Source organism: Geodermatophilus sp. CPCC 205506, assembly GCF_051383635.1.
Lineage (GTDB): Bacteria > Actinomycetota > Actinomycetes > Mycobacteriales > Geodermatophilaceae > Geodermatophilus.
Genome location: NZ_JALPKP010000058.1, coordinates 20,962 through 31,187, shown reverse-complemented (window position 1 = coordinate 31,187; position 10,226 = coordinate 20,962). Strand labels below are relative to the sequence as shown.

Below are 10,226 nucleotides of genomic sequence, written 5' to 3'. Positions count from 1 at the left end.
TGGCCCGCCCTCACCCGCGTCGTCTGAGAGCCGGCCGAAGGGCAGAAATGGCCATTTCTGCCCTTCGACGGGGGTCGCGGGGGCAGGGTCCGTGGCTACCGTGGCGGCGTGCGGATCGCCTCGTTGCTGCCGGCCGCGACGGAGGTGGTCACGGCGCTGGGGCTCGCCGACCGGCTGGTCGCGGTGACGTTCGAGTGCGCCGCCGAGGCCCGGGCGCGCTGCCCCGTCGTCGTCGACACCGCCCTCCCGCCCGATCTCCCGCCGGGGGAGATCGACGCCTGGGTGCGCGACCGGGTGGACCGGGGTCTGGAGCTCTACGAGCTGGACCGCGCGGCGCTGGCGGCGGCCCGCCCCGACCTCATCCTGACCCAGGACCTCTGCAGGGTCTGTGCGCTGCCGGCGGGCACGGTGGCGGAGGCCTGCCGCGCGATCGGCACCGACGCGGCGGTCGTGTCGATCGACCCGCACACCCTGGACGAGGTGCTGGACGCCGTCGCGGCGGTCGGGCAGGCGGCCGGCGTCCCCGGGGCCGCGTCGGTCCTCGTCGCCGACCTGCGTGCCCGGCTGCGCGCCGTCGAGCAGGCCGTCGCGGACCGGCCGCGCCCCCGGGTGCTGCTCCTGGAGTGGACCGATCCGCCGTTCCTCGCCGGCCACTGGGTGCCCGAGCTCGTGCGCCGGGCGGGCGGCGAGCCGGTGGCCGCCGCCGACGGCGGCCGCAGCGTGGCCGCCCGGTGGGCGGACCTGCCGCCGGCGGACCTGGTCGTGGTCGCCCCGTGCGGCCTGGGCCTGGCGGCGGCGCTCGAGCAGTGCGCTGCGGTGGCGGCGCAGCTGCCGGGCGTCCCCCTGCTGGCCATCGACTCGGCGCGGTACGTGGTGCAGGCCGGTCCGGCGCTGGTCGACGGGGTGGAGGCCCTCGCCTGGGCGCTGCACCCGGACGCCGTCCCCGAGCCGCCGCCCGGTCGCGTCGCCCGCCCGGTGGGCTGAACCGGCTGTCTACTGCGCCACATCCGTCTCCGCCGCGCCGACGACGCCCCGCAGGTGCCCTAGCCTCGGGTACACGCCGCCGCGACGGCGGCCGGGACACCGGGGTCCCCTGATCACTGCTGGGAGGGCCCCATTCCCCACCGTCCGCCTCCGCTCCGCTCGCGTCAGGTCACCAGTCCGGACGGGACGCTGCTCCGCGCGTGGTCCAGCGTCGGCGGCGGTACGCCCGTCCTCCTCTGCAACGGGCTGGGCGCCTCCCCGTCGGCCTGGCCCGCGGTCGTCACCCCGGGCAGTGGCTTCCAGGTCGTCGGCTGGGACCACCGCGGGCTCGGGGGCTCGCAGCGTCCCCAGGACCCCGCCCGCGTGCGGATCGAGGACCACGCCGCCGACGCCCGCGCCGTCCTCGACGCCTTCGGTCTCGAGTCGGCGATCGCCGTGGGCTGGTCGCTGGGCGTCAACGTCGCGTTCGAGGTCGCGCTCGAGGAGCCGGACCGGGTGGACGGCGTGATGGCCGTCGCCGGTGTGCCGGGCGGCAGCTTCTCCTCCCTCTTCGGTTCCCTCGGTGTCCCGCGCCGGATGCGGGCGCCGGCCGGGCGCCTCAGCAGCCGGCTGCTGCCGCTCATGGGCCCGCTCCTGCCCCTGGTCACCGACGGCCTGCAGCCGTGGCAGGCGCTGCTCGGCCCGGCGGTCGCGCAGCGGTTGCCGCAGGACGCCGCCCGGCTCGGCGCGATGACCACGGTGCTGCGCGAGTTCGCCGGCCACGACTGGAGCTGGTTCCGGCACCTCGCGGTCGCGGTGGCCGAGCACGCGCCGCTCGACCTGTCGCCGCTGTCCTGCCCGGTGACGTTCCTGGCCGGCCGCTACGACACGCTCGTCGACGTCGCCGACGTGCGGGCCGCAGCCGACGGCGTCCCGGGGGCGAGGTACCGCGAGTTCTCCAGCGGCCACTTCCTCCCGCTGGAGCAGCCGGACGCCATGCTCGAGGAGCTGCGCCGGCTGGCGGAGGTGCCGGCCGCGCGCGTGTGACGGGTCCGCCGCGACCGGGGGGTCCTCCCGTGCGACGGTCAGGGCATGGACGGACGCAGCGACCACCAGGAGCGCCACCTCTACCGCGGCCGGGTCGCGTGGGTGGACACCGACGCCAGCGGCCGGATCCACTTCACCGCCGTCTTCCGCTGGGCCGAGGCCGCCGAGCACGACCTGCTGCGCAGCCTGGGCCACTCCTTCCAGGGCGGGTTCCCGCGGGTCGACGTCCAGGCCGCCTACCGCACCGCGCTGCGCTTCGGGGACGAGTTCGAGCTCGCCCTCGGCGTCGCCGCGGTGCGGCGGTCCTCCATCGCCTACACGTGGGAGGTCCGCAGCCGGGGCGGGGTGGCCGTCGAGGGCCGCCACCACGTCGTCTTCGTGGGGGACGGCGAGCGGGCCCAACCGCTGCCGGAGGGCCTGCGGGACCAGCTGACCGCCATGCTCCCGACGGCTGCGGGAGACCCGGCCGGCGGGTGAGGGGCGCGGCCGGCCGTCAGGCCCGCTCGCCCTTGCCCGAGGACCGGGCGCCCGCCGGGGCGTCCGCGCCGGGGGCGCCGAGGTGCCGCTCGAAGAACGGCGGGATGACCAGGTCGCCCGGTTCCAGCTGGTCGATCGAGGTGTGGCCGAGACCGATCAGGGTCGAGCCGAGGCCGTCGCGGAGCAGGTCGAAGACGTTCTCCACCCCGGCCTGACCGTTGGCGGCCAGTCCCCACAGGTAGGCGCGGCCGATCATCACGGCCCGGGCGCCGAGCGCGAGCGCCTTCGCCACGTCGCTGCCCCGCCGGATGCCGCCGTCCATCAGCACCTCGACCTGGTCGCCGACGGCCTCGGCGATCGCGGGCAGGGCGCGGATGCTGGCCGGGGTGCCGTCGAGGTTGTTCCCGCCGTGGTTGGACACCGAGATCGCGGTGCACCCGGCGTCCACCGCGCGCTTGGCGTCGTCCACCCGCATGACGCCCTTGAGCATGAAGTGGCCGCCCCACTGCTCGCGCAGCCACGCCACGTCGTCCCACGAGGGCATCGGTGACTGTGTCCACTCGCCGTACGCGCCGAAGAACGTGGGGGCGGGGGCGCCGGGCTCGGGGACCATGTTCGGCACGGTGAGGTCCGGGATCCTGCCCGTCCGCGCGAAGTCGAGCAGCCAGCGGGGCTTGAGCAGCACCTGCGGGGCGTAGCGCCGGGCCGCCTCGATGTTGATCTTCTCGGGGATGAACGGGCTGCCCCAGTCGCGGCCGTAGGCGAACGACCAGTCCAGGGTGGCGATGAGGCCGACCGCGCCGGCCCGCCGGGCCCGCTCCATGCGGGCGGCCATCGCGTCCCGGTCGCCGACCCAGTACATCTGGAAGAACGTCTGCGGGTTGGCCGCGACGACCTCCTCGATCGGCTTGCTGGCGAACGAGGACAGTCCCATGGCCGCGCCGCGGGCGGCCGCGGCCCGGGCGACGGCGACCTCGCCGTCGGGGTGCACGGCCTGCACGCCGGTCGGGCTGATCATCACCGGCAGGGAGACCCGCTGCCCCATGATCGTCGTCTCCAGGTGGCGCTCGTTGCTCAGGCCCGCCACGTGCGGCGCGAACCCGAGCTCGCCGAACGCCGCGGTGTTGTCGTCGACGGTCAGGCCTCTGTCGGAGCCGGCCACCAGGGCGCCGTACACGCCCTTGGGCAACCGGCGCTTCGCCCGCCGCTGGGCCTCGGCCACCGACTCGAACCAGGCGTTCGCCATCTCACTGTCTCCGTTCCTGATCAGGGCGCCGTTCCCGGACCGGGGCGGCGTCCCCCACCACCTTACGCGTTAAACGGGGACTACTCCCCGGAAACGGTGTACCGTCGTGGTCGTGCCCTCCCACGATCGCCCGCTGCGGGCCGACGCGCAGCGCAACCGCGACGCCATCGTCGCCGCGGCGCGGGACGTCATGGGCCGGCGCGGGCTGGACGCACCGCTGGACGAGATCGCCCAGACCGCCGGCGTCGGCAACGCCACGGTGTACCGCCACTTCCCGACCCGGCAGGGCCTGGTCCAGGCGGTCTTCGCCGACGGGATGCGCCGGTACGCCTCGGCGGCCGAGCGGGCCATGGAGGTCGACGACCCGTGGACGGCGGTCCGCGGCTACCTCACCGAGATCTGCGCGCTGCAGGCCGAACACCGCGCGCTGGCCGACCTGGTCACGTCGAGGGAGTACGTCGACGCGACGCGCTCGGTCGCCGTCGCCCGCCTGCGGCAACTGCTGGCGCGGGCCCAGGCGGCCGGAGTGCTGCGCCCGGACCTGACCGTCGACGACGTCGCGCTCGTGCTGATGGCGAACGCGGGCGTGGTCCGGCAGCTGCCCGAACGCGCCGTCGAGGCGTCGGATCGTCTCGTGGCGCTCCTGCTCGACGGGCTGCGCGCGCCCGACGCGTCGTCCGGAGCGCCACCCCCCGAACCCGAGGGTCCCCGCCGGCCCCCGGCGGCGTCCTCGTGACCCCGTCCACCCGACAGAGAGAAGGAAGTCCATGAGCACCGTTCCGCAGCGTCAGCAGGGCAAGGTCGCCTTCATCACCGGGGCCGCCCGCGGTCAGGGCCGCGCGCACGCCCTCCGGCTGGCCGCCGAGGGGGCCGACATCCTGGCCCTCGACCTCGCCGGGCCGCTGCCCGGCGTGCCCTACGAGTCGGCCACCCCCGACGACCTCGCCGAGACCGCCAAGCTGGTCGAGTCCCTGGACCGGCGCGTCCTCACGCACCAGGGGGACGTCCGGGACTTCGAGGACATGAAGGCGTTCGTCGACCGCGGCGTGGCCGAGTTCGGCCGGCTCGACGTCGTCGTGGCCAACGCCGGCATCTGCATCCCGGCGACCTGGGACGAGACGACCCCGGCGCAGTTCAAGGACACCATCGACATCAACGTCACCGGGGTCTGGAACACCGTCATGGCCGCCGCGCCGCACCTCGTCGCCGGCGGCAACGGCGGGGCGATCGTGCTGACCAGCTCCTACGCGGGCAAGAAGATGCAGCCGTTCATGATCCACTACACCGCCAGCAAGCACGCCGTGACCGGGATGACGCGGGCCTTCGCCGCCGAGCTCGGCAAGCACGACATCCGGGTCAACTCCGTGCACCCCGGCGGCGTGGCCACGCCGATGGGCAGCGGCGACATGGTGACCGAGATCGAGCGCACCAACGCGACCAACCCGAAGCTGGCGGCGATGGGCACCGCCTTCCTGAACCAGGGCTGGGTGGAGGCCGACGAGATCGCCAACGCCGTCGCGTTCCTCGTCTCCGACGAGGCGCGGTTCATCACCGCCGAGCACCTGTCGATCGACGCGGGCGCCCAGTACTTCTGACCGCGCGGCCGCCCCGGGCACCGGCTCGGGGCGGCCGGCGGGTCACCTCACCGGTGCCGTGTTGATGCCCGGCAGGATCATGTGGCCGGCGTCGACCGGGATGGTCACGCCGGTGACCTTCGCCGCGAGGTCCGAGTTGAGGTAGAGCACGGTGTCGGCGATGACCTGCGGCGACATGAAGGTGGTGCCCTTGAGGGCGTGGAACGAGTAGCCACCATCGATCATGTCGGCCTCGGTGCCGCCCTCGTGACCGGCGAACATGTCCCAGGCGCCCTGGTGGTCGGTCATCGGCGTCTTGATCGCCCCGGGGTGCACCGAGTTGCAGCGGATGCCGTGCGGCGCGAGTTCCAGGGCGATGTTCTTCATGAGCCCCACGACGGCGTGCTTGGCCGCCACGTAGTGGGCGTAGTTCGGCCCGGGCTCGAGACCGTTGATGGACGACGTGATGACGATCGACCCGGTCTGGCGCTCGATCATGTGCGGTGCGACCGCCTTGGCGACTTCCAGACGCCGGTGAGGTTGACCCCGATCATCTCGTCCCACGCCTGCTCCGACAGCTCCCAGAAGGCGCCCTGGGTCCAGATGCCGGCGTTGGCGATCAGGATGTCGATCTGGCCGAACTCGGCGAGGCCGCGGCGGACGGCCTCGTCCATCTGCTCCTGGGAGCGGACGTCGGCGGTCACCGCGAGCGCGCGTCGGTCGAGGGCCTCGACCTGGCGAACCGTCTCGTCGAGGTCGTCCTGCGTCGCCATCCGGTAGGGGACGGTCTCGAGTTGGTCGGCGATGTCGACCAGCACGACGTCGGCGCCCTCGCGGGCGCAGGTGGTGGCGTGCGCCCGGCCCTGACCGCGCGCGCCGCCGGTGATGAGGGCGACCTTGCCGTCGAGCATGCCCATCGGTGTTCTCCTCGTGTCGTGGTGGGCTCACAGCTGGCCGCCGGCGTCCACCACGTGGGTGGTGCCGGTGACGTAGCGGCCGTCGTCGGAGACCAGGTAGAGGACGGCGTTGGAGATGTCGACCGCCTCGATCGCCGGGATCGGCAGCTTGTTGAGGGTGAGCGCGGCCTCCTCGAAGTCTGCGCGGGTCGGGTGCTCCAGGTCGGGGCGGAACAGCCGGTAGGTGGGCTCGTTGAGGATCATGTCCGTCGCCACGGTCGTCGGGTGGATCGTGTTGACCCGGATGTTCTGCGGGGCGAGCTCCTTGGCCAGCACCTTCGCGAGCATGATGAGCCCCGCCTTGGCCGCGGAGTAGTGCGCCGTGTTCGGGTTGGCGTAGATGGCGGCCAGGGAGCTCGTGAGGACCACCGAGCCGCCGCGTCCGCCCGCGACGATGTGCGGCACGGAGGCGCGGATGGTCTTCCACACGCCGGTGAGGTTGACGTCGATCATGGTCGACCAGGTCTCCTCGTCCATCTCCAGGCTGGAGGCGGGCGTGGAGATGCCGGCGTTGGCGAGCACGATGTCGAGCCGGCCGAGCTGGGCCACGCCGTCCTCGACGGCCCGGGTCAGCCCGGCGAGGTCGCGGACGTCGACCTCGGCCGCGACGATCCGCCGGTCGAGCGCCTCCACCTGGCGGACGGTCTCGGCCAGGTCGTCCGGCGTCGCGGTGGGGTAGGGGACGGTCTCCACCTGCTTGCAGACGTCGACGGCGATGATGTCGGCGCCCTCCTCGGCCAGCCGTACCGCGTGGCTGCGGCCCTGTCCCCGCGCGGCACCGGTGATGAAGGCGACCTTGCCCTCGACGCGTCCCATGACGATCTCCTCTCGTGGCCCCGGCGGCGACGGCCGGGTGTGACCTGGACCGCAGGTTATGGCACCCGGTGTCACAAGTGGAAGGGGGCGGCTCGGGTCGCGATGGGGCAGGCTGCCGGGGTGGTGGGACGGGGGAGGCCGGCGAGTGGTGACCGGGGTGGCCGGCCGGCGGTGACCAGCGCGCACGAGCTGGCGGCCGTCGCGCAGCGGCTGTTCGTGGCCCGGGGCTTCGACGAGACCAGCGTCGACGACATCGCGGGGGCGGCCGGCATCAGCCGCCGCACCTTCTTCCGGTACTTCCCGACGAAGGCCGACGTCTGCTTCGCCGACTCGCCGGCCGAGCTCGCCCGGCTGCGGGAGGGGCTGGCCGCCGCCGATCCCGGCGAGCCGTACCGCCCGGCGATCGTGCGTGCCGTCGTCGCCGCCCTCCGGTTCCCCCCGGAGGAGCGGGAGTGGGCCTGGCAGCGGGCGCAGCTGGTGCTGGGCGAGCCGGTCCTCCAGGCACACGCGACGCGGATCTACGCGCAGTGGCGCGGCGTGGCCGCCGAGTTCGCGCGCGGCCGGCCGCACTCCGACGACCTCTTCCCGGTCGCCGTCGGGCACGCGGTGCTCGCCGCCACCCTGGCCGCGCACGAGCACTGGATCGCCCACCCGGGCAGCGACCTGGGGGCGGCCCTGGCCCGCATGCTCGACCTCCTGCTCCCGCCCGAGCCGCCGGCGGGCTGAGCGGGCGCCGCGGCCGGGGGTGCGGTTGCCTCGTGGCACGCGGTGTCATTACCGTCGCTTGCGCCGGCGGGTCCGTCCCGCGGCGTGACCTCCCGGGCGGACCGGGGTACGAGGAAGGGGATCCGGGCGACGGGTGCACCCGCCGTTACCGGCCCCGGGACCGAGGAGCCGACCACGATTCCGCACAGCCACCCCACGCCACTGCCGGGCGAGGACGACGTCCTCGACGACGTCGTCGGTGAGGACGTCGTCGTCACCGGCCACCGGGTCACCCACGAGGCGGGGTCCTCGGTGCGGGAGATCCGCCGCCGGGTGGCCCGCCACCTGGTCGGCCGGGAGCGCGAGCTCGACCTGCTGCTGGCCGCCGCCGCCGCGGGCCGGGACGTGCTCCTCGAGGGGCCGCCCGGCACGTCGAAGTCGACGCTGCTGCGGGCGATCACCGCGGAGTGGGGTGTGCCGCTGGTGTTCGTCGAGGGCAACGCCGACCTCACGCCCACCCGGCTGGTCGGGCACCACGACCCGGCGCGGGTGCTGCGCGAGGACTACTCGCCGGACAACTTCGTGCCCGGCCCGCTGGTCAAGGCGATGCGCACGGGCGGGTTCCTGTACGTCGAGGAGTTCAACCGCGCGCCCGAGGACACCCTCAACACCCTGCTCACCGCGATGGCCGAGCGGCGGATGGCCGTCCCCCGCGTCGGCACGGTCGAGGCGCTGCCGACCTTCCGGGTCATCGCCTCGATGAACCCCTACGACACCATCGGGACGACCCGCCTCTCCACCTCCGTCCACGACCGGCTGGTGCGGCTGGCCATCGGCTACCAGGACGCCGAGGCGGAGCGCGGGATCGTCGGCCGCCGCACCGGGGTCGAGTCGCCGCGGCTGGTCGCCGACGCGGTGGCGCTGACCCGGGCCACGCGCGGGCGGGACGACGTCCGTCAGGGCAGCAGCGTGCGCGGGGCCATCGACCTCGCCCTCGTCGCCGCGCAGCTGGCCGCGATGCGCGACGTCCCTCTGCCCGACGAGCCCTCGGTGCAGCCGCCGCGCGGGCTGCCCGAGGACTACACCGCCGTCGTCCTGGACGCCCTGCTGCTCGCGCTGTCGGGCCGGATCTTCCTCGACGAGACGGTGGAGACCACGCCGGAGGCCGTGCTCCGCGAGATCTGGGAGGACCACTACCTGCTCGAGCCCTCGGCGGCCGACCCCGGTTGAAGAGCCGTCGAGGCCGACTCCCCGGTCACCCGGCGGGACCGCAGCCGGCCGGGAACGCCCCGGGGGCTCAAGCCGCTGCGCCGCAAGCCCAAGCAGCTGACCGAGCAGCCCGCGCTGTACCGGCCGGCACCCGGCGGGGCGGGTCTCGCGCTGTCGTCGGGGGACCGGCGGCGGGACCGGGCGCCGGCGCACCCCCCGGGCGGGACGACGCCGGCGACGACCGACGAGCCGGCCGAGCTCGTCGCGCTCGCCGACCTCACGTCCGAGAGCTCGGCCGACCAGGAGACCCGGCGCCGGGCGCGGTCGATCGCCCGGCGGCTGGCCGTGCCGCGCCCGCCCCGGGACCGGCGGCCGCGGCGCGGGGTGGGAGAGCTGACCAGCCTGCCCTGGAGCGGCGGCTCCGACGAGCTCGACCTGGAGCGGACGCTGGAGCTGCTGGCCGCCGACCCGTTCCCGGAGGAGCGGGACATCATCGTCCGCGAGCGGGTGCGGCAGCGCCGCTCGGTGGTGCTCGTGGTCGACGTCTCCGGGTCGATGAAGGGCGAGCGGGTGCGGACGGCGGCCGCCACGGTCGGCGCGCTGGCCGGCGAGCTGGCCCGTGACCAGGTCGCCGTCGTCGCGTTCTGGTCCGACGCGGCGGTGCTGGTCCGGCTCGGCGAGCAGGTCGCTCCGCTCGCCGTCCTGGACCTGCTGCTCCGCGTGCCCACGCAGGGGCTGACCAACGTGACGTTCGCGCTGGAGACCGCTGCGAAGCAGCTGCCCGGCGCGCCGGCCCGCGACGCCCGGGTGCTGCTGCTCAGCGACTGCGTGCACAACGCCGGGCCCGATCCCCGGCTGACCGCCGCCCGCCTGCCCCGGCTGGACGTGCTGCTGGACGTCTCCGGGGAGAAGGACGTCGACCTGGGCCGCGACCTGGCCCGCCTGGGCCGCGGCCGGCTCCGGACGGTCCGGGACCACCGCGACGTCGCCGGCGCGTTGACCGCGGTGTTCGCGGACTGACCGGCACTCGGCCAGCAGGGACCGCCAGGACCCGGCCAGCAGCCTGACCGGGTGCTGGCAGGAGGTGGGCCGCGTGGACAGGGCCGGCTACGACCGGGGCAGCACCCGCCGGGACGTCGCGACGAGGATGGCGCCGACGACGCCGAGGGCCCCGATCCCGAGGGCGACCCGGGGACCGCGTCCGACCTCCTGTGCTGCCACGCCTCTGTCGGG

Annotated in this window: 10 protein-coding genes and 1 pseudogene; 8 read left to right on the top strand and 3 right to left on the bottom strand. The window is 74.8% G+C overall.

Annotated elements, in window-relative coordinates:
- Nucleotides 1–108 precede the first annotated feature (108 nt).
- The 3 genes from MY520_RS24030 to MY520_RS24020 all read left to right on the top strand — a co-directional run bounded on the left by MY520_RS24030 (nt 109) and on the right by MY520_RS24020 (nt 2,487).
- Nucleotides 109–984, top strand: a complete 876-nt coding sequence (locus tag MY520_RS24030; protein ID WP_436695205.1) for an ABC transporter substrate-binding protein — start codon at nt 109–111, stop codon at nt 982–984.
- A 132-nt stretch (nt 985–1,116) separates the two neighbouring features.
- Nucleotides 1,117–2,010, top strand: coding sequence for an alpha/beta fold hydrolase (locus MY520_RS24025; RefSeq protein WP_436695207.1), 894 nt, complete (start codon nt 1,117–1,119; stop codon nt 2,008–2,010).
- A 45-nt stretch (nt 2,011–2,055) separates the two neighbouring features.
- Nucleotides 2,056–2,487, top strand: a complete 432-nt coding sequence (locus tag MY520_RS24020; protein ID WP_436695204.1) for an acyl-CoA thioesterase — start codon at nt 2,056–2,058, stop codon at nt 2,485–2,487.
- Nucleotides 2,488–2,503: 16 nt separating this feature from the next.
- Here the strand turns inward: MY520_RS24020 and mftD are convergent, their stop codons facing one another.
- Complete coding sequence (gene mftD, locus MY520_RS24015) at nt 2,504–3,733, bottom strand: pre-mycofactocin synthase MftD (RefSeq protein WP_436695203.1); 1,230 nt, start codon at nt 3,731–3,733, stop codon at nt 2,504–2,506.
- Between the two features lie 112 nt (nt 3,734–3,845).
- On the opposite strand from mftD, the gene MY520_RS24010 reads away from it, so the two are divergent.
- Together MY520_RS24010 and MY520_RS24005 are read left to right on the top strand one after the other, a co-directional pair.
- Nucleotides 3,846–4,469, top strand: coding sequence for a TetR/AcrR family transcriptional regulator (locus MY520_RS24010; protein ID WP_436695202.1), 624 nt, complete (start codon nt 3,846–3,848; stop codon nt 4,467–4,469).
- 31 nt (nt 4,470–4,500) lie between these two features.
- Nucleotides 4,501–5,328: a mycofactocin-coupled SDR family oxidoreductase gene (locus MY520_RS24005; RefSeq protein ID WP_436695201.1), complete on the top strand. Its 828-nt coding sequence runs from the start codon at nt 4,501–4,503 to the stop codon at nt 5,326–5,328.
- A 42-nt stretch (nt 5,329–5,370) separates the two neighbouring features.
- Here the strand turns inward: MY520_RS24005 and MY520_RS24000 are convergent.
- Both MY520_RS24000 and MY520_RS23995 read right to left on the bottom strand, forming a co-directional pair.
- Nucleotides 5,371–6,218, bottom strand: a pseudogene (locus MY520_RS24000) (mycofactocin-coupled SDR family oxidoreductase).
- A 33-nt stretch (nt 6,219–6,251) separates the two neighbouring features.
- Nucleotides 6,252–7,079 carry a mycofactocin-coupled SDR family oxidoreductase gene (locus tag MY520_RS23995; protein WP_436695200.1) on the bottom strand — a complete coding sequence of 276 codons (828 nt, stop codon included), beginning with the start codon at nt 7,077–7,079 and terminating at the stop codon, nt 6,252–6,254.
- Nucleotides 7,080–7,250: 171 nt separating this feature from the next.
- Here MY520_RS23995 and MY520_RS23990 point away from each other — a divergent pair, with 171 nt between their 5' ends.
- The 3 genes from MY520_RS23990 (at nt 7,251) to MY520_RS23980 (ending at nt 10,013) form a co-directional block, all read left to right on the top strand.
- On the top strand, nt 7,251–7,805 hold the full coding sequence (locus MY520_RS23990; protein WP_436695199.1) for a TetR family transcriptional regulator: 555 nt from the start codon (nt 7,251–7,253) through the stop codon (nt 7,803–7,805).
- Nucleotides 7,806–7,889: 84 nt separating this feature from the next.
- Nucleotides 7,890–9,014, top strand: coding sequence for an AAA family ATPase (locus tag MY520_RS23985; RefSeq protein WP_436695198.1), 1,125 nt, complete (start codon nt 7,890–7,892; stop codon nt 9,012–9,014).
- A gap of 363 nt (nt 9,015–9,377) precedes the next feature.
- Nucleotides 9,378–10,013, top strand: coding sequence for a vWA domain-containing protein (locus MY520_RS23980; protein ID WP_436695197.1), 636 nt, complete (start codon nt 9,378–9,380; stop codon nt 10,011–10,013).
- The last annotated feature ends 213 nt before the right edge of the window (nt 10,014–10,226 follow it).

Bases quoted from the DNA above. Each gene is read 5' to 3' on its own strand.
- MY520_RS24020 (WP_436695204.1), top strand. From the start codon at position 2,056: ATGGACGGACGCAGCGACCACCAGGAGCGCCACCTCTACCGCGGCCGG.
- mftD (WP_436695203.1), bottom strand. From the start codon at position 3,733: ATGGCGAACGCCTGGTTCGAGTCGGTGGCCGAGGCCCAGCGGCGGGCG.
- MY520_RS24005 (WP_436695201.1), top strand. From the start codon at position 4,501: ATGAGCACCGTTCCGCAGCGTCAGCAGGGCAAGGTCGCCTTCATCACC.
- MY520_RS23995 (WP_436695200.1), bottom strand. From the start codon at position 7,079: ATGGGACGCGTCGAGGGCAAGGTCGCCTTCATCACCGGTGCCGCGCGG.